The sequence below is a fragment of the Azospirillum mesophilum genome (assembly GCF_053470405.2).
This window is the reverse complement of the sequence record NZ_JBPXMQ020000001.1, coordinates 253493-278722: the sequence shown is the minus strand read 5'-3', so window position 1 is coordinate 278722 and position 25230 is coordinate 253493. Positions and strand designations below refer to the sequence as shown.

General features: G+C 68.7%; 27 protein-coding genes. 17 read left to right on the top strand and 10 right to left on the bottom strand.

Annotated features, from left to right (window positions below):
* Nucleotides 1-81: 81 nt before the first annotated feature.
* Nucleotides 82-624 (bottom strand): c-type cytochrome, encoded by a 543-nt coding sequence (locus ACSVC7_RS01315; protein WP_448204032.1) that lies wholly within the window; start codon nucleotides 622-624, stop codon nucleotides 82-84.
* A 222-nt stretch (nucleotides 625-846) separates the two neighbouring features.
* Here ACSVC7_RS01315 and ACSVC7_RS01310 point away from each other — a divergent pair, with 222 nt between their 5' ends.
* The 3 genes from ACSVC7_RS01310 (at nucleotide 847) to ACSVC7_RS01300 (ending at nucleotide 3037) form a co-directional block, all read left to right on the top strand.
* Nucleotides 847-1614, top strand: coding sequence for a 3-deoxy-manno-octulosonate cytidylyltransferase (locus tag ACSVC7_RS01310; RefSeq protein ID WP_448204031.1), 768 nt, complete (start codon nucleotides 847-849; stop codon nucleotides 1612-1614).
* A gap of 12 nt (nucleotides 1615-1626) precedes the next feature.
* Nucleotides 1627-2493: a prephenate dehydratase gene (locus tag ACSVC7_RS01305; RefSeq protein ID WP_448204030.1), complete on the top strand. Its 867-nt coding sequence runs from the start codon at nucleotides 1627-1629 to the stop codon at nucleotides 2491-2493.
* A 232-nt stretch (nucleotides 2494-2725) separates the two neighbouring features.
* The gene (locus tag ACSVC7_RS01300) at nucleotides 2726-3037 is read left to right on the top strand and encodes a hypothetical protein (RefSeq protein WP_448204029.1); all 312 of its coding nucleotides are present in this window, start codon (nucleotides 2726-2728) and stop codon (nucleotides 3035-3037) included.
* A gap of 20 nt (nucleotides 3038-3057) precedes the next feature.
* Here the strand turns inward: ACSVC7_RS01300 and nudC are convergent, their stop codons facing one another.
* The gene (gene nudC / locus ACSVC7_RS01295) at nucleotides 3058-3966 is read right to left on the bottom strand and encodes an NAD(+) diphosphatase (RefSeq protein ID WP_448204028.1); all 909 of its coding nucleotides are present in this window, start codon (nucleotides 3964-3966) and stop codon (nucleotides 3058-3060) included.
* 136 nt (nucleotides 3967-4102) lie between these two features.
* Between nudC and hisN the strand changes: the two genes are divergently transcribed.
* Together hisN and ACSVC7_RS01285 are read left to right on the top strand one after the other, a co-directional pair.
* Nucleotides 4103-4885 (top strand): histidinol-phosphatase, encoded by a 783-nt coding sequence (gene hisN / locus ACSVC7_RS01290; protein WP_448204027.1) that lies wholly within the window; start codon nucleotides 4103-4105, stop codon nucleotides 4883-4885.
* 8 nt (nucleotides 4886-4893) lie between these two features.
* Complete coding sequence (locus ACSVC7_RS01285) at nucleotides 4894-5433, top strand: hypothetical protein (RefSeq protein WP_448204026.1); 540 nt, start codon at nucleotides 4894-4896, stop codon at nucleotides 5431-5433.
* 266 nt (nucleotides 5434-5699) lie between these two features.
* Here ACSVC7_RS01285 and aqpZ read toward each other — a convergent pair whose 3' ends face one another.
* Nucleotides 5700-6443: an aquaporin Z gene (aqpZ, locus tag ACSVC7_RS01280; RefSeq protein WP_448204025.1), complete on the bottom strand. Its 744-nt coding sequence runs from the start codon at nucleotides 6441-6443 to the stop codon at nucleotides 5700-5702.
* Nucleotides 6444-6595: 152 nt separating this feature from the next.
* Here aqpZ and ACSVC7_RS01275 point away from each other — a divergent pair, with 152 nt between their 5' ends.
* Nucleotides 6596-8434, top strand: coding sequence for an extracellular solute-binding protein (locus ACSVC7_RS01275; protein WP_448204024.1), 1839 nt, complete (start codon nucleotides 6596-6598; stop codon nucleotides 8432-8434).
* A 277-nt stretch (nucleotides 8435-8711) separates the two neighbouring features.
* Here ACSVC7_RS01275 and ACSVC7_RS01270 read toward each other — a convergent pair whose 3' ends face one another.
* The 4 genes from ACSVC7_RS01270 to adh form a co-directional block, all read right to left on the bottom strand.
* Nucleotides 8712-11387 carry a hybrid sensor histidine kinase/response regulator gene (locus tag ACSVC7_RS01270; RefSeq protein WP_448204023.1) on the bottom strand — a complete coding sequence of 892 codons (2676 nt, stop codon included), beginning with the start codon at nucleotides 11385-11387 and terminating at the stop codon, nucleotides 8712-8714.
* Nucleotides 11384-12619, bottom strand: a complete 1236-nt coding sequence (nosP, locus tag ACSVC7_RS01265) for a nitric oxide-sensing protein NosP (RefSeq protein ID WP_448204022.1) — start codon at nucleotides 12617-12619, stop codon at nucleotides 11384-11386. The genes ACSVC7_RS01270 and nosP overlap by 4 nt, the downstream gene beginning before the upstream one ends.
* A gap of 339 nt (nucleotides 12620-12958) precedes the next feature.
* Nucleotides 12959-13318, bottom strand: a complete 360-nt coding sequence (locus ACSVC7_RS01260; RefSeq protein ID WP_448204021.1) for a DUF779 domain-containing protein — start codon at nucleotides 13316-13318, stop codon at nucleotides 12959-12961.
* A 247-nt stretch (nucleotides 13319-13565) separates the two neighbouring features.
* Nucleotides 13566-15086, bottom strand: a complete 1521-nt coding sequence (adh, locus tag ACSVC7_RS01255; protein ID WP_448204020.1) for an aldehyde dehydrogenase — start codon at nucleotides 15084-15086, stop codon at nucleotides 13566-13568.
* A gap of 387 nt (nucleotides 15087-15473) precedes the next feature.
* Between adh and ACSVC7_RS01250 the strand changes: the two genes are divergently transcribed.
* The 9 genes from ACSVC7_RS01250 (at nucleotide 15474) to ACSVC7_RS01210 (ending at nucleotide 21989) form a co-directional block, all read left to right on the top strand.
* Nucleotides 15474-15878 (top strand): winged helix-turn-helix domain-containing protein, encoded by a 405-nt coding sequence (locus tag ACSVC7_RS01250; RefSeq protein ID WP_448204019.1) that lies wholly within the window; start codon nucleotides 15474-15476, stop codon nucleotides 15876-15878.
* A gap of 58 nt (nucleotides 15879-15936) precedes the next feature.
* On the top strand, nucleotides 15937-16317 hold the full coding sequence (locus tag ACSVC7_RS01245) for a c-type cytochrome (protein ID WP_448204018.1): 381 nt from the start codon (nucleotides 15937-15939) through the stop codon (nucleotides 16315-16317).
* Nucleotides 16318-16596: 279 nt separating this feature from the next.
* Nucleotides 16597-17073 (top strand): 4Fe-4S dicluster domain-containing protein, encoded by a 477-nt coding sequence (locus tag ACSVC7_RS01240; protein WP_448204017.1) that lies wholly within the window; start codon nucleotides 16597-16599, stop codon nucleotides 17071-17073.
* Between the two features lie 14 nt (nucleotides 17074-17087).
* Nucleotides 17088-18935, top strand: a complete 1848-nt coding sequence (locus ACSVC7_RS01235) for an aldehyde ferredoxin oxidoreductase family protein (protein WP_448204016.1) — start codon at nucleotides 17088-17090, stop codon at nucleotides 18933-18935.
* Nucleotides 18936-19086: 151 nt separating this feature from the next.
* Nucleotides 19087-20391 carry an NAD(P)/FAD-dependent oxidoreductase gene (locus ACSVC7_RS01230; RefSeq protein ID WP_448204015.1) on the top strand — a complete coding sequence of 435 codons (1305 nt, stop codon included), beginning with the start codon at nucleotides 19087-19089 and terminating at the stop codon, nucleotides 20389-20391.
* A 60-nt stretch (nucleotides 20392-20451) separates the two neighbouring features.
* Nucleotides 20452-20703, top strand: a complete 252-nt coding sequence (locus ACSVC7_RS01225) for a MoaD/ThiS family protein (RefSeq protein WP_448204014.1) — start codon at nucleotides 20452-20454, stop codon at nucleotides 20701-20703.
* Between the two features lie 8 nt (nucleotides 20704-20711).
* Nucleotides 20712-20990: a hypothetical protein gene (locus ACSVC7_RS01220; RefSeq protein ID WP_448204013.1), complete on the top strand. Its 279-nt coding sequence runs from the start codon at nucleotides 20712-20714 to the stop codon at nucleotides 20988-20990.
* Nucleotides 20991-21057: 67 nt separating this feature from the next.
* Nucleotides 21058-21291, top strand: coding sequence for a hypothetical protein (locus ACSVC7_RS01215; protein ID WP_448204012.1), 234 nt, complete (start codon nucleotides 21058-21060; stop codon nucleotides 21289-21291).
* Between the two features lie 119 nt (nucleotides 21292-21410).
* The gene (locus tag ACSVC7_RS01210; protein WP_448204011.1) at nucleotides 21411-21989 is read left to right on the top strand and encodes a YqaA family protein; all 579 of its coding nucleotides are present in this window, start codon (nucleotides 21411-21413) and stop codon (nucleotides 21987-21989) included.
* On the opposite strand, the gene ACSVC7_RS01205 is transcribed toward ACSVC7_RS01210, so the two are convergent.
* Nucleotides 21986-22408 (bottom strand): type II toxin-antitoxin system VapC family toxin, encoded by a 423-nt coding sequence (locus ACSVC7_RS01205; RefSeq protein WP_448204010.1) that lies wholly within the window; start codon nucleotides 22406-22408, stop codon nucleotides 21986-21988. The two genes, ACSVC7_RS01210 and ACSVC7_RS01205, sit on opposite strands and share 4 nt — an antisense overlap.
* A complete protein-coding gene (locus ACSVC7_RS01200) occupies nucleotides 22405-22644 on the bottom strand; it encodes a FitA-like ribbon-helix-helix domain-containing protein (protein WP_448204009.1) in 240 nt (79 codons plus the stop codon). Before ACSVC7_RS01200 ends, ACSVC7_RS01205 begins: the two co-directional genes overlap by 4 nt.
* A 143-nt stretch (nucleotides 22645-22787) precedes the next feature.
* On the opposite strand from ACSVC7_RS01200, the gene ACSVC7_RS01195 reads away from it, so the two are divergent.
* On the top strand, nucleotides 22788-23789 hold the full coding sequence (locus ACSVC7_RS01195) for an SDR family oxidoreductase (protein WP_448204008.1): 1002 nt from the start codon (nucleotides 22788-22790) through the stop codon (nucleotides 23787-23789).
* 79 nt (nucleotides 23790-23868) lie between these two features.
* Nucleotides 23869-24738 carry a TrmH family RNA methyltransferase gene (locus ACSVC7_RS01190; RefSeq protein WP_448204007.1) on the top strand — a complete coding sequence of 290 codons (870 nt, stop codon included), beginning with the start codon at nucleotides 23869-23871 and terminating at the stop codon, nucleotides 24736-24738.
* A gap of 9 nt (nucleotides 24739-24747) precedes the next feature.
* Here ACSVC7_RS01190 and ACSVC7_RS01185 read toward each other — a convergent pair whose 3' ends face one another.
* Nucleotides 24748-25209, bottom strand: coding sequence for a hypothetical protein (locus ACSVC7_RS01185; protein ID WP_448204006.1), 462 nt, complete (start codon nucleotides 25207-25209; stop codon nucleotides 24748-24750).
* Nucleotides 25210-25230: the final 21 nt, after the last annotated feature.

The following is a 25230-nucleotide window of genomic DNA, read 5'->3' as shown; positions in this document are numbered from 1 at the left end:
AAGAAAAACCCCAACGGGTCCGCGGTGCGGCGTGTGTTGGGTTTCGCTGACGCTCAACCCAACCTACGGCTTGAGAGGCGATTACTTCGGCAATGGAACCGGGTTGTCGGACAGGGTGCGCAGGTAGGCGATGACGTTCGCGCGCTCCTGGTCCTTTTTGATGCCGGCGAAGGTCATCTTGGTGCCGGGCGCGTAGGCTTTCGGGTCATAGATGAACTTGTTCAGCTCGTCGAAGGTCCAGTCGCCGGACTTGCCCTTGATGGCGTCCGAATAGGCGAAGCCTTCCATATGGCCGTGCTTGGCACCGACGACGCCGTAGAGGTTCGGGCCGACCTTGGCCGCGGCACCCTTGTCGAAGCTGTGGCAGGCGGCGCAGGCCTTGGCCGCCGTCTGGCCGGCCGCCGGATCGGCCTTGGCGAGCAGCGGGACGATGTCGCCCGGGCCGCCGGCCGCCGCAGCACCCTTGTCGCCGCCCTTGCCCTGCCCTTCCGGAACGGCGACCACATAGGCCGCCTTTTCAAGGTGTCTCGGGTGCACCAGAACTTCGGCCGCGAAACCCGTCAACATGGCGATCAGCCCCGCCAGCAGCACGGCGCCGAAAATCTTGTTCCACTCCATGCTCATACGTCTCAACCCCTCTTTTTATGGTTCGAGCCCCGGTTCCGACCGCTCCTTCGGCCGTCCGGGTCCGCGGCGTTTCCCCGCACGATAGCGTGAGCGCGGCGGGTTGTCACCGGCCCGGCGGCTGCCGGGTCCGGCTCCGTGGTGGTGCCGCGCCCCTTGACGGAAAGTGGGATCCATGGTTCACCCCCGCCACCCGAAGACGTGACACGGATTACCCGTTCCATGAGCGACGCCAACCCGCCCCCGTCCAACCCGATCGTGGTCATCCCGGCCCGCATGGCCTCGACGCGCCTGCCGGGCAAGCCGCTGGCCGACATCGCCGGCGCGCCCATGATCGTCCAGGTCTGGCGCCGCGCCGTGGAGGCGGAGATCGGCCCGGTGGTCGTCGCCTGCGCCGAGCCGGAGATCGCCAAGGCCGTGGAGGCCGCGGGTGGCACCGCCGTGCTGACCCGGCCGGACCATCCCTCGGGCTCCGACCGCATCTTCGAGGCGGTCAGCCTGCTCGACCCCGAGGGCAAGTACGACGCGGTGGTCAACGTGCAGGGCGACCTGCCGACCATCGAGCCCGCCGTGGTGCGCGCCGCCTTCGCGCCGCTGTCCGACCCGCAGGTGGACATCGCCACGCTGGTCGTGGAGATCACCCGGGAGGAGGAGCGCACCGACCCCAACGTGGTGAAGGCCGTGCTGGAGCTGCCGCCGGGCGCGAAGCGCGGCCGGGCGCTGTACTTCACCCGCGCCACCGCCCCCTGGGGCGACGGGCCGCTGTTCCACCACATCGGGCTGTACGCCTACCGCCGCGCCGCGCTGGAGCGCTACGTCCGGCTGCCGCCGTCCGCGCTGGAGAACCGGGAGCGGCTGGAGCAGCTGCGCGCGCTGGCCTTCGGCATGCGCATCGACGCCGCCGTCGTTGACGCGGTTCCGCTGGGCGTCGATACTCCCGCCGACCTCGAACGCGCCCGCGCGATCCTCGCCCGCCGCGCCTCCCAGTAAAAAGACCAGCCCATGCCGAACTCGAACGTGATCGCCTTCCAGGGCTTCCCCGGCGCCTATTCGGACCTGTCCTGCCGGACCGTCTTCCCGGACATGAAGACCCTGCCCTGCGCCACGTTCGAGGACGCCTTCGCCGCCGTGCGCGAGGGGCGCGCGGCGCTGGCCATGATCCCGGTGGAGAACTCCGTCGCCGGCCGCGTGGCGGACAATCACCACCTGCTGCCCGAAGGCGGGCTGCACATCATCGGGGAGCATTTCCAGCGCGTGAACCACCAGCTGCTGGCGCCGAAGGGCGCCACGCTGGACGGGCTGAAGACGGTGCGCAGCCACATCCAGGCGCTGTCGCAATGCCGCAAGATGACGCGCGAGCTGGGCTTGCAGGCCATCTCCCACGCCGACACGGCCGGGGCCGCCGCCGAGATCGCCAAGCTGAACGACCCGCAGCACGCCGCCATCGCCTCCTCGCTCGCCGCCGAGATCTACGGGCTCGACATCCTGAAGGGCAGCATCGAGGACGCAACGCACAACACCACCCGCTTCCTGATCCTGGCGCGCGAGCCGAAGATGCCGCCGCTGGGACAGGGGAAGGTCATCACCACCTTCGTCTTCCGCGTGCGCAGCGTGCCGGCGGCGCTCTACAAGGCCATGGGCGGCTTCGCCACCAACGGCGTCAACATGACGAAGCTGGAAAGCTACATGCTGGGCGGGCAGTTCACCTCCACCCAGTTCTACGCCGACGTGGAAGGCCACCCCGACGAGCGCTCGCTGAAGCTGGCGCTGGAGGAACTGGACTTCTTCGCCCGCGAGGTGAAGATCCTGGGCGTCTATCCCGCCAACCCCTTCCGCTATCAGGAAAGCCAGCGGATCGGCGAAGATTGAGGACAGTCCCGCCCTGGGCCCGCCCTGGGCCCGCCCTGGGCCCGCCCTGGGCCCGCCCTGGGCCCGCCCTGGGCCGTTCTGCCGCATCGCTGAATAATCCGTAAATATGCTATAAATCCTCCACAATGACGGCGCCGCTCGCAGCGGCCCGCAACCACGGCGGCTGACGGGGCATCCGGCGACGATCACCCCCGCCGACGGCCATGGCACCATCATCGGGATGGAGGACGCCATGATCACCTTGGAAGACTGCTTCGTCCTTGCCGACCTGGACCAGGATGAGGTCACGCAAATCGCGCTGCACGAACGCCTGCCCTTCACGGCCGCCCTGGAGAAGGGGGCCGCTCTGCTGACGAACCCCTGGGGGGACGCGGCGATCCGGCAGATGGTCTGGGACAACCTGTGCGCCGCCAACCAGCTTCACCACCCCGGCCGGGCGGAGGCGTTGACGGTCCTGTACCGTGAAACCTGCGAACGGCACCCCAGCCCCTGCGACCGCCGCCGGTCGCCGGTGCGCCCCACGCACCCGATCATCCGGCATTAGCGGGCGGCATTAGCGGGCGGTCACCCCTCCGCGACCCACTCGTCGAGCATGCGGCGGGCGATGCTGTCGGGGCGGGCGAGGCGGAATTCCTCGCTGGGAACGACGTCGCGCAGATAGGCGCGGTCGAACCAGCGGGCGGATTCCAACTCGTCCTGGTCGGTGCGGATGTCCAGGTCCACCGCCCGCGCGCTGAAGCCCAGCATCAGCGAGGACGGGAACGGCCAGGGCTGCGAGGAGTGGTAGCGGATGTCGGTGACGGTCAGCCCGACTTCCTCGAACACCTCGCGCGCGACGGCGTCCTCCAGGCTCTCGCCCGGCTCGACGAAGCCGGCCAGCACGGAATGCAGGCCCGGCGGGAAGCGGTTGTTGCGGCCCAGCACCACCCGCCCCGCGCCGTCGTGCACCAGCATGATGACCGCCGGGTCGGTGCGCGGGAAATGGTGGGTGGCGCAGTCGGGGTTGGTGCAGACGCGCACATGCCCGCCCTCCGCGCTCGCCGCCGCGGAGCCGCAGACGCCGCAGAAGCGGTGCCGCGCGTTCCACCAGGCGATGCCGCGGGCGTAGGCGCACAGCCCCGCCTCCGTCACCGGCATCAGCGGGCCGACGGTGCGCAGGTCCTCGAACCGGCCGAGTCCGGCGAAGGCCGGGTGGTCCTCCAGCGCCCCGTGTGCCGTGAGGTCCAGCGCGAACAGCGGCGACTCCTCCAGCAGGCCAAGGAACACCGGCTCCGCCCCCCAGTCGCCCGCGCAGGGGATGAAGACGGCGCGCGGCTCCTCGGCGGCTCCGCTGACGAAGTTGCGGGAGTTGGAGACCGGCAGCAGCCGCGCCGTGGGCGAGGCCCAGGCCTCCGCCAGCCAGTCCTTGTTCTTGCGGCGGTGGGCCGCGCGGTCGAGCGGGATGCCCGCGTAGGTGTTCGGTCGTTCGCGCATGGGGAGAGGCTGCCACAACCCTGGCCGGTGGGGAAGGCGACTTTGCTGCAACCCTCCCCCCGCATTCGAGGTTTGCGCCCGCGCCAAGCCCGATTAGGATGCGCCCTCCCCTTCCCGACCCGCCGGAGTGTCCCCCATGACCGAGACCTGCCCCACCCCCCTGGTGACGCTGGCGGAGCGTCTGGCCGAGGCCTCCGGCCCGGTCATCCGTCAATATTTCCGCACGCCGGTCGCGGTGGACGACAAGGCCGACGCTTCTCCCGTCACCATCGCCGACCGCGAGGCCGAACGCGCCATCCGCGCCATCATCGAGGCCGAACGCCCCGACGACGGCATCTATGGCGAGGAGTTCGGGACCAAAAACCTGGACGCCGAGTGGGTGTGGGTGATCGACCCCATCGACGGCACCAAGTCCTTCATCACCGGCCGCCCGATCTTCGGCACGCTGATCGCGCTGCTGCACCGGGGCCGCCCGGTGCTGGGCATCATTGACCAGCCGATCATCAACGACCGCTGGATCGGGGTGGAGGGCCGCCCCACCCTGTTCAACGGCCAGCCGGCCCGCGTGCGCGCCTGCGCCGGGGGGCTCGCCTCGGCGGTGCTCGGCACCACGTCGCCCGACCTCTTCCCCGGATCGGACATCGACGGGTTCCGCCGCGTGGCGACCGCGGCCAAGGTGTCGGTCTACGGCGGGGACTGCTACAGCTACGGGCTGCTGGCGGCGGGGCATCTCGACCTCGTCGTCGAATCGGGGCTGAAGCTGTACGACTTCGCGGCGCTGGTGCCGGTGGTGACCGGGGCCGGCGGGCTGATGACCGACTGGGACGGCAAGCCGCTCGACGCCAACGCCTCCGGCCGCGTGGTCGCCGCCGGCGATGCCCGCACCCACCGGGAAACCCTGGCCGCCCTGGCCGGCTGAGAGAGACCATGACAATCACGATCCCCAAGCCCGCCCGCTCCGTCTTCGAGACCTCGCCGGAGAAGCTGCAACCCTTCCTGCGCTCGCTGGGCGCCCGCGTGTCGGGCGGGGCGAACTGGATGGTGCGCAAGAAGACGGTGTGCGACCTGCTGCTGGGGCTGGACGCCTTCTTCGCCCTGCCGGGGGACGAACGCCGCGCGCTGATGGCCGACGGGGCGGACGGTGGTGCCGATGACGGGGAGACGGGACCGGCGGACTTCCGCAAGGTGCTGCCGCTCTACGTCGGCGCGATCCTGGAAGGGCTGGACGAGGACGCCATCACCGGCCCGGAGCAGGCGGCCATCTACATCCTGTCCATCCACCCGGAACACCAGGACGCCGCCGACCGCTGGATGCTGTCCGACCCGCGCAACGGCAAGGCGGTGCGCAAGCTGATGCGGACCGACCGCCGCTACCGCCAGCTGATGGACCGCATGGCCGACCATTGGAAGGCCATGAGCCGGCGGCTCGATCAGGACGTCAGCGAGACGAGCAGCAGGCCGAGGTAAAGGCCGATGAAAAGGCCGAGGATGATTCCATAGTCCTCGTCCGTCATCGGGTTCGAGTCGGGATCGAACTGCCGCATGCTGTACTCCGGTTGCGTCAACACACGGCCAGAATAACCGTTGACGCGCGCGGAGGTCTCGCGACATGGCGGTGACATGCCCCCGTGGCCTGGGCGCGGGCACGAAAAACGGACCGCGCCGGGGAGCGCGGTCCGCAAGGTTGCCCTTGGAGGAGGCCCTTTGAGGAGGGTTGGGGGAGGAGGGACGGGTCAGGCGGAAGGACGAGCTTCGCCGGTGATCGCCGGCTGCGGCGGCATCTCCTCGGCCAGCACGCGGTAGGCGAAGCCGCCGAGCACCCCGCCGAGGATCGGCGCCACCCAGAACAGCCAGAGCTGCTGCAAGGCCCAGCCGCCGACGACCAGCGCCGGACCGGTGCTGCGCGCCGGATTGACGGAGGTGTTGGTCACCGGAATGCTGATCAGGTGGATGAGCGTCAGCGCCAGCCCGATGGCCAGCGGCGCGAAGCCCGCGGGCGCCCGCCGGTCGGTGGAGCCCAGGATGACGATCAGGAACATGAAGGTCAGCACCACCTCCGCCACAAGGCCGGAGGTGAGGTTGTACGCGCCCGGCGAATGGTCAGCGTACCCGTTGGCGGCCAGCCCCTTCGCGGCCAGCGACCAGTCGGCCTTGCCGCTGGCGATGACGTACAGCACCAGCGCCGCCAGGAAGGCGCCGACGAGCTGCGCGATCACATAGGGCAGGATGTCCTTGGCCGGAAAGCGGCGGCCGGCCCACAGCCCGATCGTCACCGCCGGGTTCAGATGGCAGCCGGAAATATGCCCGATCGAGTAGGCCATGGTGAGCACGGTCAGCCCGAAGGCGAGCGCGACGCCGGCCAGCCCGATGCCGACCTGCGGGAAGGCGGCGGACAGAACCGCGCTGCCGCAGCCACCGAAGACCAGCCAGAAGGTGCCGATAAACTCTGCCGTCGTCCGCCGGATCATCGACATCATATCACCCTGCTTCTGGCCTCTCCCTGCTCTTTGGTGACCTTTCGGACGGCGTAACAGCCAGTAACCGGACGTAAGATACCGTTGCGTACCCGGCCCCGCAGCCCGTGCTAGACTGGCCGCACCGGAGTCCCCCACCAGCCACAGGCTTCCCGATGCGCCGTGTCCTTGCCGCCGCCTGCACGACCGTTCTGCTGGCGATCGCCCTGCCGGCGGTTCTACCAGCGTACGCCGACACCGTGACCGTGACAGCCCTGCGGCAGTTCGGGGAGCCGGAGTTCAAGCCGGGCTTCACGCACTTCCCCCACGCCAATCCCGACGCGCCAAAGGGCGGTGCGCTGACGCTGGGGGCGCAGGGAAGCTTCGACAGCCTGAACCCGATCATCCTGCGCGGCGTGACGCCGCGTACGCTGGGGCTGATCTCCGACGGGCTGATGGTCGGCTCCGGCTGGGAGATGGACGCCGCCTACGGCGCGCTGGCCGAAAGCGTGGAGGTGCCGGACGACAAGAGCTGGGCGGTGTTCACCCTGCGCAAGGAGGCGCGCTGGCACGACGGCGTGCCGGTCACCGCGCAGGACGTTGCCTTCGCCTGGGACTCGATCCAGGCGCACGGCTCCCCCTTCCTGAAATCCTTTCTGGACCGCGTGGCCTCGGTGGAGGCGCTGGACGACCGCCGGCTGAAGATCACGCTGAAGACCACGGGCGAGATCAAGCCGATCATCGACTTCGCCACGGCCATTTCGCCCCAGCCCAAGCATTGGTGGACGGCCAACGGGCGCGACATCTCAAAGACGACGCTGGAACCGCCGCTCGGCAGCGGGCCGTACCGCATCAAGGCGGTCGATCCCGGCCGTTCCATCACCTACGAGCGGGTGAAGGACTATTGGGGCAAGGACCTGCCCACCGCGCGGGGCTTCCACAATTTCGACAGCGTGAAGGTGGACTACTACCGCGACGACGACGTGATGTTCGAGGCCTTCAAGGCCGGCGCCTACGACTTCCGGGCCGAGAACCGGGCGCAGCGCTGGACCACCGGCTACGACTTCCCCGCCATGCAGGACGGCCGGGTGAAGCGCGCCGCCATCAAGAGCGAGCTGCCGCTGGGCGCCCAGGGCTTCCGCCTGAACAGCCGCCGCGCCAAGTTCGCCGACCCGCGCGTGCGGGAGGCGCTGGGGTATCTGTTCGACTTCGACTGGATCCAGAAGAACATCCTGTACGGGCAGTACACCCGCACCACCTCCAACTTCCCGAACTCCGACTTCGGCGCCAAGGGTCCGCCCACACCGGCCGAGCTGGCGCTGCTGGAGCCCTTCCGGGGCAAGCTGCCGGAGCGCGTCTTCACCAGCGCCTTCGAGCCGCCGAAAGGCGACGGCAGCGGCAACAACCGCGCCCAGGTGCGCGAGGCAACACGCCTGTTCCGCGAGGCCGGCTGGGAGCTGAAGAACGGCAAGCTGACCAACACCAGGACCGGCGAGGTCATGAGCATCGAGTTCCTGGACAACGACGGCGGCATGACCCGCGTGGTCCAGCCCTATGTGGAAACCCTGCGCAAGGTCGGCATCGACGCGTCGATGCGCATCGTAGACACCGCCCAGTACCAGCGGCGCACGAACGACTTCGACTTCGACGTGGTGGTGGCGAACTTCAACTTCTTCACCCCGCCGGGGACGGAGCTGCGCGGTTACTTCGGCTCGGCGGCGGCGGACATCAAGGGATCGGCCAACTACGCCGGCATCAAGGAGCCCGCCGCGGACGCCCTGATCGACCGCGCCTTGGCGGCCAAGGACTTGGAGTCGGTGCAGTCCGCCACCCGCGCGCTCGACCGCGTGCTGCTGTGGGGCTTCTACATGATCCCGCACTGGTACAACCCGGAAAACTGGATCGCCTACAAGACGAAGCTGGCCTTTCCGGACAAGAGCCCGAAATACGACCTGGACTTCCGCAACAGCGGCTACCCGGCGGCGTGGTGGGTCGTCCCCGGCAAGGAGGGGTGAGGGGCTTTTGTTTTCCCCTCGCCCATCTCCGATGGGCGCGTAGCCGACGGCCGGAGGCCGGACAGGTGCCAAAGGCACCTGTAGGCGAAGCGAGGTTGCGAGACTTGCGAGCAACCGGGAGGGACCCGCCGCGAAGCGGTGGGAGGGTGAGGGCAAGGTCAGCCCGAGAATCATGGTAATGGGTACGGAGGATTTTCGGCAAAACCTTGCCCTCACCCTTCCCATGGCTACGCCATGGGCCCCTTCCCTCTCCCGCCGGAGGCGGGCGAGGGGGAAATCACCCCAGCAAGCCGGTCATCAGGGCGCGGAGCTGCGCGGGGCGCACAGGCTTGTTGAGGACCTGGCAGCCTTGGGACTGCGCTTCCTCCACCAGATCGGCGGTGCGGTTGGCGGTGATGAGGATGGAGGGGAGGTCCGGGCCGCAGCGTGCGCGAACCCGCGCGATCTCGGTCAGGCCGATCACCCCGTTGTCGAGGTGGTAGTCGGCGAACAGCACGTCCGGCGCCACCGCGGCCACCGCGGCCAGCGCCTCGTCGCCGTTGGCGGCGGTCGCCACCGCGCAGCCCCAGCCTTCCAGAAGCGCGCGCATGCCGGCCAGCACCGCCGGTTCGTTGTCGATGACCAGCACGCGCGTCCCGGCCAGCCGGTTGGTCGCCGTGCGCACCGGGGCTTCCAGCACGCGGGCCGGGCGGGCGTAGGTGCCGAAGGGCACGGTCACCGCGAAGACGGAGCCGCGCCCCGGGGTGGAGTGCACGGTGATCGGGTGGTCGAGCATCCGCGCCACGCGCTCCACGATGGCGAGGCCGAGGCCCATGCCGCGCACCCGCTCGTTGGCGCAGGGCGTGTCGAGGCGGCGGAATTCCTGGAAGATTTCGCCAAGCTTGTCGGCCGGCACGCCGGGGCCGGTGTCCCACACCTCGATGCGCAGGCCGGCCTTGGTGCGGCGGCAGCCGACCAGCACCCGCCCCGCCCCCGAGCCGGCCGGGGTGTAGCGCAGGGCGTTGGACAGGAAGTTCTGGAGGATGCGGCGCAGCAGGCGGATGTCGCTGCGCACCACCGCGTGGCTGCCGACGACATCGAGCGTCAGCCCGCGTTCCCCCGCCACGGCGGCGTATTCGGTGGCGAGCGCGCCGAGCAGGCTCTTGATCGGGAAGTCCGCCACCTCCGGCCGCACCGCGCCGGCGTCGAGTTTGGAAATGTCCAGCAGCGTGGACAGCAGATCCTCGACCGAGGCCAGCGCCACGTCGATGTTGTCCACCAGCCCGCGGTTCTGGGCCGGCTGCTCCAGGTCGCTGAGCGCCGAGACGAACAGGCGCGCGGCGTTCAGCGGTTGCAGCAGGTCGTGGCTGGCCGCCGCCAGGAATCGGGTCTTGGACAGGTTGGCCTGCTCCGCTTCCGCCTTGGCGAGCCGCAGTGCCTCCTCCGCCGCGATGCGCTCGGCGATCTCCTGCTGGAGCTGGCCGTTGAGGCGCGTCAGCTCGGCCGTGCGTTCGGCGACGCGCCGCTCAAGGCTGTCCTTGGCGTCGGCCAGCGCCTCCGCGACAAGGCGCCGTTCGGTGATGTCGTGGATCAGGCCGAAATAGCCCAGCACCTCCGGCTTGCCGCCGGCCTTGGTCTCGCCGAAATGCGGGATGTAGGTGGCGACGGCATAGCGCGGCCCGTCGCCGTTCTGGCTGGGCAGTTCCAGCTCGAAGGTGACCTCCTCGCCGGCCAGCGCCCGCTGCACATAGGGGCGGCGCACCGCGTAATAGGAGTCGCCGAGGGCGGACCACATGGACTGGCCCTCGATCTCCTCGCGCTTGCGGTTGAACCAGTCCTCATAGGCCTTGTTGACGAAGCGGAAGCGCTGCTCCGCGTCCACATAGGCGATCAGCGCCGGCACCGCGTCGGTGACCAGCCGGATGCGCTGCTCGCTGTCGCGCAGCGCCTGTTCGGCCTGCTTGCGCCCGGTGATGTCGGTGAAGGTCATGACGAAGCCGCCGCCCGGCATGGGGTTGCGGCTGATCTCCAGCACCGTGTCATTCAGCCAGGGCTGCTCCACGAGACAGCTCGGCATCATCAGCGCGCTGAGCGCCAGCCCGCGGTCGCCGAGTGCGGCGTGGTGCAGCACGAAGTCGGCGAAGCTCGCCCCCTTGCAGGCCACATTCTCGGGCAGGCGCAGGAGACCGGCGAAACGCTCGTTCCAGGCGACCAGCCGCTGGTCGCGGTCGTACACGCCGACACCCTGCGCGATGTTGTCCAGCGTGGCCTGGAGCAGAGCCGACTTCTCCGCCAGTTCGCGTTCGCGCCGGCGGGTCTCATGCTCCTTGATGTCGGTGATGTCGGTGTAGATGCCGACCACGCCGCCGTCGCGGGTGCGCCGCTCGTTCACCTGGATCCAGCGGCCGTCCGACAGGCGGTAGATGTAGGGTCCCTTCAGCTCGCGGTGCTGCGCCAGCCGTTGCGCCAGCCACAGGTCGGGGCGCGGGTAGGCGTCGGCGACGGAGCGCGAGGAGGCGGCCAGCTCCGCGATGTCCTTGAAGCGCACGCCCGGCATGATGCGGTCGCGGATTTCCGGCCAGAGGGCGAGGTACTTGTTGTTGCACAGCACCAGCCGGTCGTCGCTGTCGAAGATGGCGAAGCCCTCGTTGACCGACTCGATGGCCTCCGACAGGCGGGTGCGCATGGTGTCGGCCAGTTCCTTGGCGCGGGCGAGGTCGCGGTGGCTGTTCTCCAGCTCGCGCAGGGCCCGTTCCAGTTCCAGCGTGCGCTCGCGCACCTTCTGCTCCAGCACGATGGCGGTCTGGAACAGGGAGAAGGCGCCCCCCTGCACGTCCATGGACCGCTCCACCCGGTCCATCAGCACCTGATTGATGCGGCGAAGCTTGGCGTTCTCGCGCTCCAGCGCGGCAAGGCGCGTCTGTTCGTCGGGGCTTGGGGCCGGGCCGGGCCGGTCGGAGAACATGAGCGTCATCGCGCACCTATCGCAACGCCGGTGAAGGTCTGGTTGACGTGCATCGCGTTGTACTGCTCGCCGTAGGCGCAGAAGCCGACGACCTTGTGGCGGGCCAGCGAATCCGACATGACCTGCTTCAGCTGCCGCTGCTCCAGCTCCAGCCGGCGCAGGATGCAGTCGCAGCCGAGCACGAGGTCCGGCGGCCCGCCGAGTTCCGCGGCCAGCCGCAGCATCATGCCCTCGAAATTCTCCACCGGGTCCACGCCCTCCGCCACGGTCAGGACGATGCCCTCGTCGATGGCGCAGTAGAAGGTCAGGCTCTCGTCCTCGTTGACCTTCTGGATGGAGCGGACGTGATACTCGCCCCCCACCCGCACCACCACGGGATGGGCGGCGAAGATCATCGGGGTCAGCGGCTCGCCCTCCAGCCCGACCATGCGGGCGTACTCGCGGCCGGCGGGCTCCGCGTTGATCTCGGTCACGATGCGGCTCTGCGGGTCGGCGCCGGTGACCACCATCTTGCGGTTGGAGGCGACGAAATGCTCCGTCCGGAACACGGTGAAGCGCCGCGCCGTGGTGACCAGCAGCAGCACCGCCGCGTTGGTGTGGAAGCGCCCCTCGTTCAGGACGAAGGTGCGCTCGAACCGCAGCTCGTCCCCGGCGGAGCCGCCGAACAGCGGGATGTCCATCAGCACGCTGTGCAGCGCGCTGACGACCATCTCCTCGCAGCGGGACATGCCGTCGATCATCAGGAAGGCGAAGCTGCCCCGGTCCAGAAAATCGTCGGTGCGGGCGGCCAGCGCCGCGTCGCGCTGCTCCAGCAGACTTCGCAGCACACGCGGCGCCTCCGCGATGGAGAAGCGGTCGAGGTCGTCGATGCGCCGCGCCACGATGGTGAAGTCCTCGCGCGGGAAGCCGATGCCGACCAGGGACCCGGCGGCGTAGCCGAAGGGCGTGATCTCCCCCGCCGTGGTGCAGCCGACCACCGGGATTGGCCCGAACAGCTCGGCCAGCGCCGCCGCCAGCTCCTCCCGGTCGTAATGGGCGGAGCAGAAGACCAGCGCCATCTCCAGATCGGGGCTCGGCGAGTTCGGCCCGCACAGCGCGTCGTGAAGTTCCCGCGCGGCGGTCCGCGCGTCCTCCGCCATGGAGACGGCGCGCGGCAATGGAGGGCGCGCGGGCGCTTCGCCGGTGGGGAACGGGGCGGGCGAAGAACTGTGCGGGTAGCGGGTTCCGGTCAGCATCGGCATGGCATCCACCGCCCGAAGGGAAAACGCTTGAGTCTTGGGCTCACGCTAACGTTACCCCACCGGCACGCGCCGGGCAAAGCCGACGGGCCTCCACGGGCATTCGACCATCGTCTAAGGGAACCACCAGGCTTTGCATGAATACCGGGCAGTCTACGAAAATGGCGCCACCCGCGGGAGGGCGGGGGCGCCGAGTTCGGTTCCAAATGCACCGCCGCGCAAAGGGGCCGGACTGACGGGGGTCAGGCGGGCCTGCGGCCGTACGAGACCGGGAAAATTCCCAAAGTCACAGTCTACATACCAAGTTCCGCGGTCTGGCGCTATGCTAAAATCATCATATCGTCACAGGATTTGCAGGCACTCCATCTCCTCGTCGGTGAACAGGCGCGAGCGGGTGAGGAAGCGCACGCCCTCCGGCGCCTCCAGCGAGAAGCTGGCGCCCCGCCCCGGCACCACGTCGATGATGAGCTGGGTGTGCCGCCAGTATTCGAACTGGGCTGCGCCCATGTAGAACTCGCAGCCGCCGATCGCGCCGAGCCGGACGTCCTGCCCGCCCGGCCGGAATTCCCCTTCCAGGAAGCACATCGGCGCGCTGCCGTCGCAGCATCCGCCGGACTGGTGGAAGAACAAAGCCCCGTACAGCCCGCGCAGCTTTTCGATCAGCTCCAGGGCGGCCGGTGTGGCGACGACACGTTCGACCATGGGCGGATGCTCCAAAGAAAGCAGGCCGGAGGCCGCGAAGGCCCCCGGCCGGAAGTCACAGGGAGGAGAACAAAACCATCGGTGCTGCCGAAATCCCTTCTCCCCTCCGGGGAGGAAGATGAAGGGAACAACGATCAGGGGGGGGCCCGACGTTGGGTTTCGCGTTCGCTCAACCCAACCTGCGAGAGCGGTCTTTCGTAGGTTGGGTTGAGGTGCAGCCGAAACCCAACGTCGGGCGCCTCCGCGATCAGAAGAAGCCCAGGGCCTTCGGGCTGTAGCTGACCAGCAGGTTCTTGGTCTGCTGGTAGTGGTCGAGCATCATCTTGTGCGTCTCACGGCCGATGCCCGACTGCTTGTAGCCGCCGAAGGCCGCGTGGGCCGGGTAGAGGTGGTAGCAGTTGGTCCACACGCGGCCCGCCTGGATGGAGCGGCCCATGCGGAAGGCGCGGTTGCCGTCGCGGCTCCACACGCCGGCGCCCAGGCCGAACAGCGTGTCGTTGGCGATGGCGAGCGCCTCGTCCTCGGTCTTGAAGGTGGTCACGGACACGACCGGCCCGAAGATTTCCTCCTGGAAGATGCGCATCTTGTTGTGGCCTTCGAAGACCGTCGGCTTGACGTAGTAGCCGCCTTCCAGCTCGCCGCCGAGGTGGGCGCGCTCGCCGCCGATCAGGACCTTCGCACCCTCGGACTTGCCGATGTCGATGTAGCCCAGGATCTTCTCAAGCTGGTCGATGGAGGCCTGCGCGCCGATCATGGTGGCCGGGTCGAGCGGGCTGCCCTGCTTCACCGCGGCGACGCGGGCCAGAGCCTTCTCCATGAACTTGTCGTAGATCTTCTCCTGGATCAGCACGCGGCTCGGGCAGGTGCAGACCTCGCCCTGGTTGAGCGCGAACATGGCGAAGCCTTCCAGCGCCTTGTCCAGGAACTCGTCGTCCTCGGCCATCACGTCGGAGAAGAAGATGTTCGGCGACTTGCCGCCCAGCTCCAGCGTGACCGGGATGATGTTCTCCGACGCGTACTGCATGATCAGACGGCCGGTCGAGGTCTCGCCGGTGAAGGCGATCTTGGAGATGCGCGGGCTCTGCGCCAGCGGCTTGCCGGCCTCGACGCCGAAGCCGTTGACGACGTTGATGACGCCCTCCGGCAGCAGGTCGCCGATGATCTCCATCATGACCATGATGGCCATCGGGGTCTGCTCGGCCGGCTTCAGCACGACGCAGTTGCCGGCGGCCAGCGCGGGGGCCAGCTTCCACACGGCCATCAGCAGCGGGAAGTTCCAGGGAATGATCTGGCCGACGACGCCCAGCGGCTCATGGAAGTGGTAGGCGTAGGTGGTGTGGTCGATTTCCGCGATCGTGCCTTCCTGGGCGCGGATGCAGCCGGCGAAGTAGCGGAAGTGGTCGATGGCGAGCGGCAGGTCGGCGTGGGTCGTCTCGCGGATCGGCTTGCCGTTGTCCAGCGTCTCGGCCAGCGCCAGCACGTCCAGGCGCTCTTCCATGCGGTCGGCGATCTTGTTCAGGATGCGCGAGCGCTCCGCCGGGGAGGTGCGGCCCCAGGCGTCCTTGGCCTTGTGGGCGGCGTCCAGCGCCTTCTCGACGTCCTCGGCCGTGGAACGGGCGACTTCGCACAGCGGCTTGCCGGTGATCGGGGTCAGGTTCGTGAAGTACTGGCCCTTGGTGGGGGCAACCCACTGGCCGCCGATGAAATTGTCGTAGCGCGGACGGATGGCGACCTGCTTGCTGAGCGATTCCAGAGCCTGATGGATCACGACCGTGTCCTCCCGATGCGGATTGTGGTTCGCTATGAGAAAAATGTCATATCGCCCGATATGCATTTCCCGTCACAGCGCCCCACCGTTATCGCGGCTTTCGGCCCTTCCGGTAAATTCGACTTTGGTTGAAGGCCGGAGTCTGGCCCCGAAAAGCGCCGGGGACCCGCGATGGGGTCCCCGGCTGAGGTTCGACGGACGCCCTCCGTCGCGGGCCGGGCTCAGAGGAAACCCCGGCGCCTGCTGGATCGGCCGTGCTGCGGCCGAAAGACGCAGCCGGTGGGCACCGGCTGGTAAGACGGCGTGAGTTTTGTGGAATGACCCCATGGCCGTAAATGGTACCTTGGGCGAAGGACGACCCTTCTGCACGCGACGAGACGAACGGACATGACGACCGACATCCGGGTGCGATTCCTGCATCCGTCGGGGGCCATCGGCCCCGGCAAGGTTTCGCTTCTGGAGGCGATCGACCGCACGGGCTCGATCTCCGCGGCGGCGCGGTCGCTCGGCATGTCCTTCCGCCGCGCCTGGTTCCTGGTGGAGACGATGAACAGCGCCTTCCGCGAACCGGTGGTCCGCACCAACGTCGGCGGGCGCGAGGGCGGCGGCGCCGGCCTGACCGCCTTCGGGCAGGAGGTCATCGCCCGCTACCGCAGGATGGAGGAGGAGGCACGCAAGGCCGCGTCCCCCCACCTGTCCTGGCTGAACGAGGCGCTGAAGCCGGAACTGGCGGACGGAAGCGTGAGCGACGCCGATCCAAAGTCCAATATTCCCGACGCGGACGATCCGTAAAGTCTGCCCCCGACGCCGCCACTCGTCCGCGCGGCGAAACGAGGGAGGCTTTTACCCCATGCTCACCGCGACCCGCACCGTTCTCGCCGCCACCACCCTGCTGGCCCTGACCGCCACCGCCCAAGCCGAGGGCGACCCTGCCAACGGCGAGAAGCTCTTCCGCCAGTGCAAGTCCTGCCACACGACCGAGGCCGGCAAGAACCGCATCGGCCCCACCCTGCACGGCCTGTTCGGCCGCAAGGCCGGCACGGTGGAGAGCTACGCCAACTACTCCCACGGGCTGAAGGCGTCCGGCATCACCTGGAACGCGACGACGCTGGATCGCTACCTGACCGACCCGAGGTCGATCATCGCGGACAGCCGCATGGCGTTCGGCGGAATTCAAAAGCCGGAGGACCGGGCGGATTTGATTGCGTATCTGCAGACCGCGACGAAGTGACCGCCGTTGCCCCCTCCCTAACCCTCCACCGCCGAAAGCGGGGGAGGGAGGGACCCACGAAGCGGGAGGGAGGGGGCATCGCGCCCCCTCTCCGCCTAAAGTACGATGCCCTGCGACGCCGCCGACCTTGCTCCGACCCGCGTGCGCGCATAGGCTCGATTTCGAAAAAATGAAAATGGGCGAACGCCCGTCTCCCCTTCCCCGCGAAGGAGGAGCGGTGACGTGCCGACCCGATAACACCTCGGTTCCAGAAGTTCACCGCGCTTAGGGAGTGCGTCGATGCAGCGCTCGCTCAACATCGACCCGGGCAAATGCACCGGGTGCCGGCAATGTGAAATGGCCTGTTCCTACGAGAACGAAGGCGTGTTCAATCCATCGAAGTCGCGCATCAAGGTCTTCACCTTCGATGCCGAGGCGCGCTTCGTGCCCTACACCTGCACCCAGTGCTCCGAAGCGTGGTGCATGCAGGCCTGCCCCGTGGACGCGATCAAGATCAACCTCGCCACCGGCGCCAAGGAGGTCCATGAGGACCTCTGCGTCGGCTGCAAGGTCTGCACGATCGCCTGCCCGTTCGGCACCATCAACTACAACGCCTCCTCCGGCAAGGTCATGAAGTGCGACCTGTGCGAGGGTGATCCGGCGTGCGCCAAGGCCTGCCCGACGCAGGCGATCACCTTCGTCGATTCGAACTGGACCGGGCTGGACAAGATGCGCGCCTGGGCCGCCAAGACCGACACCGGCGCTCGCGCGAACTGAGGGGGGCCACCGATATGGGCTGGGCACGTAAAATCCTGCGCGTCAACCTGACCGCCGGCACGATCAAGTCCGAACCGCTGAACATGGAGTGGGCACAGAAGTATCTGGGCTCCCGCGGTCTCGGCACGAAGTACCTCGTGGAAGAGATCGACCCGAAGGTCGATCCGCTGTCGCCCGACAACAAGATGATCTTCGCCACCGGCCCGCTGACCGGGACCATGGCGTCGACCGGCGGGCGCTATACGGTGATCACCAAGGGCGCCTTGACCGGCGCCATCGCCTGCTCCAACTCCGGCGGCTTCTTCGGCGCGGAGCTGAAGTTCGCGGGCTGGGACATGATCATTTTCGAGGGCAAGGCGCCCTCGCCCGTCTACCTGTTCGTCGAGGACGGCAACGCGCGTCTGATCCCCGCCGACCACCTGTGGGGCAAGTCGGTCTGGGACACCGAGCACGCCATCAAGGCGGAGCTTCAGGACCCGCTGATCCGCGTCTCCACCATCGGCCTCGCCGGTGAGAAGGGCGTCAAGTACGCCTGCATCGTCAACGACCTGCACCGCGCCGCCGGCCGGTCCGGCGTCGGCACCGTGATGGGGTCGAAGAACCTGAAGGCCGTCGCCGTGCGCGGCACGCAGGGCGTCGGCGTCCGCGACTTCAACGCCTTCTTCCAGGCGTCGAACGCCGCCAAGGCCGTTCTGTCCGGCAACGCGGTGACGGGCCAGGGCCTGCCGACCTACGGCACGCAGGTCCTGATGAACGTCATCAACGAGACCGGCGCGATGCCGACGCGCAACCACCGCGACATCCAGTTCGAGGGCGCGCACAAGATCTCCGCCGAAGCGATGGCCGAGAAGCGCCCGACCGACGGCAAGTCGAACCTCGCCGCCAATCAGGCCTGCTTCGGCTGCACCATCGCCTGCGGCCGCGTCAGCGTGATCGACAAGACCCACTACACGGTCGTCAACCGGCCGCAGTATTGGGGTGCGTCGGGCGGTCTGGAGTATGAAGCGGCCTGGGCGCTGGGCTCCAACACCGGCGTGGACGATCTGGAAGCCCTGACCTTCGCCAACTTCATCTGCAACGAACAGGGCATGGACCCGATCAGCTTCGGGGCCACCGTGTCGGCGGCGATGGAGCTGTTCGAGATCGGCGCCATCACGACGGAACAGACCGGCGGCATCGAGCTGCGCTTCGGCTCGGCCGAGGCGCTGACCCAGCTCGCCGAGCTGACCGGCAAGGGCGAGGGCTTCGGCGCTGAGATCGGCCTGGGCTCCAAGCTGCTGTGCGAGAAGTACGGCCATCCGGACTTCCACATGGGCGTCAAGGGCCAGGAATTCCCGGCCTACGACAGCCGCGGCATCCAGGGCATGGGCCTGACCTACGCCACCTCCAACCGCGGCGCCTGCCACCTGCGCAGCTACACCGTGGCCTCGGAGATCCTGGGCATCCCGGAGAAGACCGATCCGCTGGCGACCGACGGCAAGGCCGGTCTGGTGAAGGCCTTCCAGGACGCCACGGCAGCCTTCGACAGTGCCGGCATCTGCATCTTCACCTCCTTCGCCTGGACCCTCCAGGACGTGGCCCCGCAGGTGGACGCGGACATCGAAGGCGGCTGGACCGTGGAGCGCATGGTCGAGACGGGCGAGCGCATCTGGAACCTGGAGCGCCAGTTCAACCTCGCCGCCGGCTTCACCGCCAAGGACGACACGCTGCCCAAGCGCCTGCTGTCCGAACCGGCGAACTCCGGCCCCGCCAAGGGCCGCGTCAACGATCTCGCCAAGATGCTGCCGGAATACTACGACATCCGCGGCTGGACGCCGGACGGCGTGCCGACCAGCGAGACGCTGGCCCGGCTGGCGCTCTGACATCGCCTCAAGTCCCCTCTCCCCTCCGGGGAGAGGGTTAGGGTGAGGGGGTCCGGCATCGCCTGAGCGTACGGTCCCCCGACATCCCCCTCACCCCGCCCCTCTCCCCGGAGGGGAGAGGGAGTGATGCTTTCCCCATGAGGGCCATAAAATGCATTACGTCGTTCTCGGGGCGGGGCCGTCGGGCGTTGTCGCGGCGGAAACCCTGCGCAAGGCCGATCCCACCGGCTCCATCACGCTCGTCAGCAGCGAGAACGAGCCGCCCTATTCCCGCATGGCCATCCCCTACGTCCTCACCGGCAAGATCGGCGAGGCGGGGACCCACCTGCGCAAGGGCGACAACCACTTCGCCGCCAAGGGCATCGATGTCCGCGTGAACGCGCGCGCCACCTCGCTGATGCCCGACAACAAGCGCATCGACTTCGCCGACGGCACCCATCTGAAATACGACCGGCTGCTGATCGCCACCGGCGCGCGGCCCGTCCGTCCGCCCATTCCAGGCCTGGACCTGAAGGGCGTCCACCATTGCTGGACGCTGGAGGACACCCGCAACATCATGAAGCTGGCCGAGCCCGGCACGCACGTCGTGCTGATGGGCGCCGGCTTCATCGGCTGCATCGTGCTGGAGGCGCTGGCCGCGCGCGGCGTGCAGCTGACGGTGGTGGAGATGGGCGACCGCATGGTCCCCCGCATGATGAACCCCATCGCCGGGACCATGATCCGCCGCTGGTGCGAGGCCAAGGGCATCCGCGTCCTGACCAACACCAAGATCAAGTCGCTGCAGAACGTCGCGGCGGAAAAGAGCCGGGGCATCTTCGGCTTCCTGAAGCGCAAGGAGCCGACCGACAGCCGCGACACGCTGGACGTGGAACTGGACAGCGGCGAGATGCTGGCCGCGCACCTCGTCGTCGTGTCGGCCGGCGTGCGGCCGAACGTGGAGTTCCTGGAGAACAGCGGCGTCAAGCTGGACCGCGGCATCATGGTGGACCGCTACATGCGGACCAGCGTGAACGACATCTACGCCGCCGGCGACGTGGCCCAGGGCTACGACTTCTCGACCAAGGCGCACGACGTCCACGCCATCCAGCCGACCGCGTCGGAGCACGGGCGCATCGCCGCCATGAACATGGCCGGCCACAACATCCAGTACAACGGCAGCCTCCAGATGAACGTGCTGGACACGGTGGGGCTGATCTCCAGCTCCTTCGGGCTGTGGGCCGGGGTGGACGGCGGCGATTCGATCGAAGTGGTGGACGACACCAACTACAAGTACCTGAACCTGCAATTCGCCGACGACGTGCTGGTGGGCGGCACGGCCATCGGCATGACCCAGCATGTCGGCGTGCTGCGCGGGCTGATCCAGACGGGCACGAAGCTCGGCCCCTGGAAGGCCCGGCTGCAGGCGGACCCGCACCGCCTCATGGAAGCCTACATCGCCCGCACCCATCTGACGTAAGCCCACGGAAAGGGGGCGGGCGCCCGCCCGCCACCCAGCCCTGGGCTTCCCGGAGGGATCATGGAGATTGTCGTCAAGCTCTACGCCACGCTGTCCCAGCACCTGCCGCCGGGATCGAAGCAGAACCAGACGCGGATCGAGCTGCCGGAGGACGCCACCCCGGCCCACGTCATCGACCGGCTGAACATGGCGCGGGAGAAATGCCACCTCGTGCTGGTCAACGGGGTCTATGTCGCGCCCAGCCAGCTCGACCATCACCCGCTGAAAGCGGGCGACGCCGTCGCCATGTGGCCGCCCGTGGCCGGCGGCTGACGGGCTGAATGATCAGCAAGGACATGGCGCTGACCTGGGACGACCTGCTGCGCCTGCTGCCCGGAGCCGTCGGCGCGCTTCCCTGGCGGGCCGACGGGGACCGGGTGCGCATCGGGGATGAGGCGGGCGGCGTGGACCTGCACGTCGAACCACTGCCGCCCCGCCGCTTCGGCCCGGTGGCGATCCCGCGCCTGCGGGTCGGCTTCGCCTTCCGGGGCTGGGACGAGGCGGAGCGGACCGCCTTTCTCGCCCGCTTCGACCGGGCCTTCCAGCGCGGCGGAGGCTGACGGGCGGGAACCGCCGGGACTGGAGGCTGTTCCCAGTGTCCTATCCGCAAGTCACGGAGCGACCGGCATGGCTGGCGAACCCCAGCAGCAGCACCCGACCGAAACCCCGAACCCGAACCACAAGACCGACATCGAACCGGTGTGCGACGAGGAGATGGGCGGCGGCGGGTCCAACCCCGACACCCGCTTCCGCGGCATGCCCGGCGGCTTCCCCGGCGGCCCGCTGGACGAGGATTGCGCGCCCAACGCCCGCGCCGAACCGGACGCCGCCCGGCCTACCCCGGCGGAGAAGTCATCATAGAAATTCCGGGGGAATTCCGGGGACCTTTCCGGGGCCGCCCCGATTTGGCCGTAGCCGCGCCGCCGTCGCCCCGCTAAAACAAGGGTGACCTAGGGCACCAACCATGGGCTGCGACCGGCATGCTGAAGCGCCTTTACGACTGGACGATGGCCAAGGCGGCCTCGAAGAACGCCACCGCGTGGCTGGCGGGCGTCTCCTTCGCGGAAAGCTCCTTCTTTCCGATCCCGCCGGATCTGCTTCTGGTCCCGATGGTGCTCGCCAACCGGCAGGCGGCGTGGCGCATCGCGGCGATCTGCACGCTGGCCTCGGTCGTCGGCGGCATCGCCGGCTATATGATCGGCTATTTCCTGTACGAGGCCATCGGCCGCGCCGTCATTGACTTCTACCACCTGAACGACCAGTTCGAGGTGCTGCGCCAGAAGTTCATCGACTACGGCGCGGAAATCCTGATCATCAAGGGCATGACGCCTATCCCCTACAAGCTGCTGACCATCACGGCGGGGGTGGCGCATCTGAGCATGTGGGTGTTCATCGGCGCGTCGATCATCTCGCGCTCCATGCGCTTCTTCCTGGTGGCCGCCCTGCTCTACTGGTTCGGCGAGCCGGTGCGGGCCTTCATCGAAAAGCGCCTGACCCTGGTCACCACCGCCTTCGCCGTCGCGTTGGTCGGCGGCTTCCTGGTCATCAAGCTCATCTAGGCGCCAAGCGCGTACAGATCGCGGACGAGCCCCTGCCAGGGGCTCCCCGACACGGCGTTCAGGAAACGCCGGTCGGCGGTGACGAGAGGGGCTCGCCTGTATTCGGCCAAAGCCAGATAGAAGCAGTCGTAAATTGGGTGCCCGAGCGTGCGGGCGATCACCGAAGCGCGGGGTGCAAGCGCGGACAAGCTTCCGAAACGGGCAAAGAGACGCGGCAGCCCTTCGATGAGTTGACCGTGCTGTTCGGTACGCACAACTCCGGTTCGATGCAGACGCCAGATGACGTTGCAAACTTCCGCGATAATCAGGTCCGGAGCTTCGAATTCATTCTCCGGACCCAGCAATCCGCGCGCATGCTCTGAACCCGGCTCTTCGACCAGCCACTTGATCACAACGCTGGCATCGGCGATCAGCCTCATCGGCTGTCCCGATCCTGACGAATGAGTTCTTCGGCCAGTGGATGCGGACCCGGACGCGTCATGGCCCGAACGCGATCCGCAAAGGCCACCCGTTCCTCCGGTGTGAATGGCTTGTGGACAGACTTCGTGACGATGTCCCGCACCTCGTCCTCCACGGACCGGCCATGGCGGTCCGCGCGGCTTTGCAACGCCTCGATCACAGCGTCATCCAGATCCTTGATCGTAATATGGCCCATGCCGGCCTCCCCCGCAGCCTCCGCATAAAGTAGTGCAAGTGCGTGCGCCGCTCAACGATGGTGCTCCCGTTGCCGACGTAACCGCAACCCCCCGCCTCCCGCCCTGTTGACGCTGGCGATACGCTGTCGACAGGAGGGGACGGATGGACAGTCTGCAAGGGGCCCGCGTGGTCATCACCGGCGCGTCGAGCGGCATCGGGCGGGCGACCGCGCAGGCCTTCGCGCGGCAGGGCGCCCGGCTGGTGCTGGCTGCCCGGCGCGAGGGGCTGCTGGACGAGGTGGCCGACGAATGCCGGAACCTGGGCGCCGAGGCCATCGTCGTGCCGGTCGACGTCACCGACCATCACGCGGTCAAGCGGCTGGCCGAGCGGGCGGTGATGGACCTCGGCGGCATCGACGTGTGGGTCGCCAACGCGGGCGTCGGTGCGGTCGGCCGTTTCGAGGAAACGCCCATCGAGGCGCACCATCGCGTCATCGAAACCAACCTGTTCGGGACGCTCCACGCCGCGCACGCGGCGATTCCGGTGTTCCGGCGGCAGGGCCACGGCACCCTCATCAACACCGTGTCGGTCGGCGCCTGGGCGCCCGCCCCCTACGCCGCCGCCTATGCGGCCAGCAAGTTCGGGCAGGAAGGGCTGCTGGAGAGCCTGCGGGCGGAGCTGGTCGACCAGCCGGACATCCACATCTGCGGCGTCTACCCGTCCTTCACCGACACGCCGGGCATGACGCACGGCGCCAACTACACCGGGCACGAGTTGCAGGCCGAAAACCCCTTCTACGACGACCCGGAGGACGTGGCGGAAACCATCGTGGCGGTGGCGCTGCGCCCGCGAGCCCAGGCGATGGTCGGGGCCCTCACTCCGCTGACCCGTCTCGGCCATGCCGTCGCGCCGCGCCTGATGGAGCGGATCGCCGGCCGCGGCGCCCACCGCCATTTCAGCCGCACCCCCGCCGCCCCGGCCAGCGACGGCAACCTGTTCGAGCCGATGGAGGAAGGACGCGGCGTCACCGGCGGGTACCGCTCGCCGGCGCCGGCCTGGATGGCGCCCATGCTCGTCGCCGGGGTCGCGGCGGCTGCGGCGGCCGCCTACGCCGGCTACGCGCGGCGCCACCACCATGACCTGCGCGATGAGCGGCGCCATTAAGGTTGGTTTTGGGTAACGGGTTGGTCCAGAATGCCGGCCCGTCCACCCAGCCCCCGACCATCCAACCCCCGAGATGATGATGCCGAAGCCGGCGACGCCGCGCGGCCGCACGCCCGTTCCTTCCCGTTCCCGCCCCTCCCGCGCTCCCAAGGCCCCGCCGGCGCAGGCCGGTGCTCCGCGCGAGGAGCCGAGGAAGCTGTTCCGCGTCGCCGGCCTGTCCGCCGTCTCCGCCCTGTTCGAGCATGACCCGGCCAGCGTCGAGCGCCTGTTCTTCGACGAGCGGCTGAAGGGCGAGGTCGGCAACTTCTGCAAGGCTCTGGCGGCGGCGCGCAAGCCGTACCGCATGGTGGAGGCCGACGAATTGGCGAAGGTCGCCGGCACGGTGCTGCACGGCGGCGTGGTCGCCCTGATCGCGCCTCGGCCGGTGCCGGCCTTCGACGCGGAGGAGGCCAAGCGCTGGGCGGCGGACGGGCAGCCGCTGCTGATCCTCGACGGGGTGGGCAACCCGCACAACCTGGGCGCCATCCTGCGCACGGCGGCCTTCTTCGGCCTGCCGCGCGTCGTGGTGTCGGACCATCCCGGCCAGGCGCTGCCGTCGGAGGCCGCCTACCGCGTCGCCGAGGGCGGCTTCGAGTGGGTGGAGCTGTATCAGGCAGCCAGCCTGCCGGTGGCGCTGAAGCGGCTGCGCGGGATCTACCGGGTGGTCGGCACCGCGCTGGGCAAAGGCCGGGCGGTGACCGACGTGGCGGCGCTGGCCCGGTCCGACAAGCCGGTCGCCGTCGTGCTGGGCAACGAGGAGGACGGGATGCCCCCGGCCACGCTCGCCGCCTGCGAGGAGGTGCTGACCATCCCCGGCACCGGCCGCATTCAGTCGCTGAACGTCGCGGCCACGGCGGCCATCCTCATCCAGGCGCTGGCGAAGCCGGTGAAGGGGCCGGTGAAGGGGTAATCCCGGCCTTCAGTGCCCGCCCAGCACGCCGATCAGCACCACCGCCACCACCACGACGATGACGATGGGCAGCATGTCCACGCCGTTGCGCATCCACACCGGCGCCTTGCGCGACCCATGGGCGGTGCCGTGGGCGTGGCCCAGCCCCTCGTCCTCCCAGCCGTGGACGGAGGGCTTCACGCCGGGAACGGACACGGCGGGTGCGGCGGGGCTCGCCAAGTCCACCACGCCGGCGCTGCTGTCCACCGGCCCGTCGTAGGCGCGGGCGGCACGCGGGCGCTTCAGGCGGGCGTCGTCCAGCTCCACGTCGATGCCGGCGCTTTCCAACTGGTCCACGACCACGGCGACCTCTTCAGGGGTCATGGTCTCGACCGGGACTTCCTGGCCCAACTGCTCGACGCTCAGGCGGTTGCCGTGGCGGCGGCCCAGATCGGTCAGGCGCTGCATGGTTTCGTCGTCGATCATGCTCATCGTCCTTTTCCCCCCACGTGT

What these genes read in the sequence shown, in the direction of transcription:
- ACSVC7_RS01315 (WP_448204032.1), bottom strand. Translation starts at nt 624, where the DNA reads ATGAGCATGGAGTGGAACAAGATTTTCGGCGCCGTGCTGCTGGCGGGG.
- ACSVC7_RS01310 (WP_448204031.1), top strand. Translation starts at nt 847, where the DNA reads ATGAGCGACGCCAACCCGCCCCCGTCCAACCCGATCGTGGTCATCCCG.
- ACSVC7_RS01305 (WP_448204030.1), top strand. Translation starts at nt 1,627, where the DNA reads ATGCCGAACTCGAACGTGATCGCCTTCCAGGGCTTCCCCGGCGCCTAT.
- ACSVC7_RS01300 (WP_448204029.1), top strand. Translation starts at nt 2,726, where the DNA reads ATGATCACCTTGGAAGACTGCTTCGTCCTTGCCGACCTGGACCAGGAT.
- nudC (WP_448204028.1), bottom strand. Translation starts at nt 3,966, where the DNA reads ATGCGCGAACGACCGAACACCTACGCGGGCATCCCGCTCGACCGCGCG.
- hisN (WP_448204027.1), top strand. Translation starts at nt 4,103, where the DNA reads ATGACCGAGACCTGCCCCACCCCCCTGGTGACGCTGGCGGAGCGTCTG.
- ACSVC7_RS01285 (WP_448204026.1), top strand. Translation starts at nt 4,894, where the DNA reads ATGACAATCACGATCCCCAAGCCCGCCCGCTCCGTCTTCGAGACCTCG.
- aqpZ (WP_448204025.1), bottom strand. Translation starts at nt 6,443, where the DNA reads ATGATGTCGATGATCCGGCGGACGACGGCAGAGTTTATCGGCACCTTC.
- ACSVC7_RS01275 (WP_448204024.1), top strand. Translation starts at nt 6,596, where the DNA reads ATGCGCCGTGTCCTTGCCGCCGCCTGCACGACCGTTCTGCTGGCGATC.
- ACSVC7_RS01270 (WP_448204023.1), bottom strand. Translation starts at nt 11,387, where the DNA reads ATGACGCTCATGTTCTCCGACCGGCCCGGCCCGGCCCCAAGCCCCGAC.
- nosP (WP_448204022.1), bottom strand. Translation starts at nt 12,619, where the DNA reads ATGCCGATGCTGACCGGAACCCGCTACCCGCACAGTTCTTCGCCCGCC.
- ACSVC7_RS01260 (WP_448204021.1), bottom strand. Translation starts at nt 13,318, where the DNA reads ATGGTCGAACGTGTCGTCGCCACACCGGCCGCCCTGGAGCTGATCGAA.
- ACSVC7_RS01250 (WP_448204019.1), top strand. Translation starts at nt 15,474, where the DNA reads ATGACGACCGACATCCGGGTGCGATTCCTGCATCCGTCGGGGGCCATC.
- ACSVC7_RS01245 (WP_448204018.1), top strand. Translation starts at nt 15,937, where the DNA reads ATGCTCACCGCGACCCGCACCGTTCTCGCCGCCACCACCCTGCTGGCC.
- ACSVC7_RS01240 (WP_448204017.1), top strand. Translation starts at nt 16,597, where the DNA reads ATGCAGCGCTCGCTCAACATCGACCCGGGCAAATGCACCGGGTGCCGG.
- ACSVC7_RS01235 (WP_448204016.1), top strand. Translation starts at nt 17,088, where the DNA reads ATGGGCTGGGCACGTAAAATCCTGCGCGTCAACCTGACCGCCGGCACG.
- ACSVC7_RS01230 (WP_448204015.1), top strand. Translation starts at nt 19,087, where the DNA reads ATGCATTACGTCGTTCTCGGGGCGGGGCCGTCGGGCGTTGTCGCGGCG.
- ACSVC7_RS01225 (WP_448204014.1), top strand. Translation starts at nt 20,452, where the DNA reads ATGGAGATTGTCGTCAAGCTCTACGCCACGCTGTCCCAGCACCTGCCG.
- ACSVC7_RS01220 (WP_448204013.1), top strand. Translation starts at nt 20,712, where the DNA reads ATGATCAGCAAGGACATGGCGCTGACCTGGGACGACCTGCTGCGCCTG.
- ACSVC7_RS01215 (WP_448204012.1), top strand. Translation starts at nt 21,058, where the DNA reads ATGGCTGGCGAACCCCAGCAGCAGCACCCGACCGAAACCCCGAACCCG.
- ACSVC7_RS01210 (WP_448204011.1), top strand. Translation starts at nt 21,411, where the DNA reads ATGCTGAAGCGCCTTTACGACTGGACGATGGCCAAGGCGGCCTCGAAG.
- ACSVC7_RS01205 (WP_448204010.1), bottom strand. Translation starts at nt 22,408, where the DNA reads ATGAGGCTGATCGCCGATGCCAGCGTTGTGATCAAGTGGCTGGTCGAA.
- ACSVC7_RS01200 (WP_448204009.1), bottom strand. Translation starts at nt 22,644, where the DNA reads ATGGGCCATATTACGATCAAGGATCTGGATGACGCTGTGATCGAGGCG.
- ACSVC7_RS01195 (WP_448204008.1), top strand. Translation starts at nt 22,788, where the DNA reads ATGGACAGTCTGCAAGGGGCCCGCGTGGTCATCACCGGCGCGTCGAGC.
- ACSVC7_RS01190 (WP_448204007.1), top strand. Translation starts at nt 23,869, where the DNA reads ATGCCGAAGCCGGCGACGCCGCGCGGCCGCACGCCCGTTCCTTCCCGT.
- ACSVC7_RS01185 (WP_448204006.1), bottom strand. Translation starts at nt 25,209, where the DNA reads ATGAGCATGATCGACGACGAAACCATGCAGCGCCTGACCGATCTGGGC.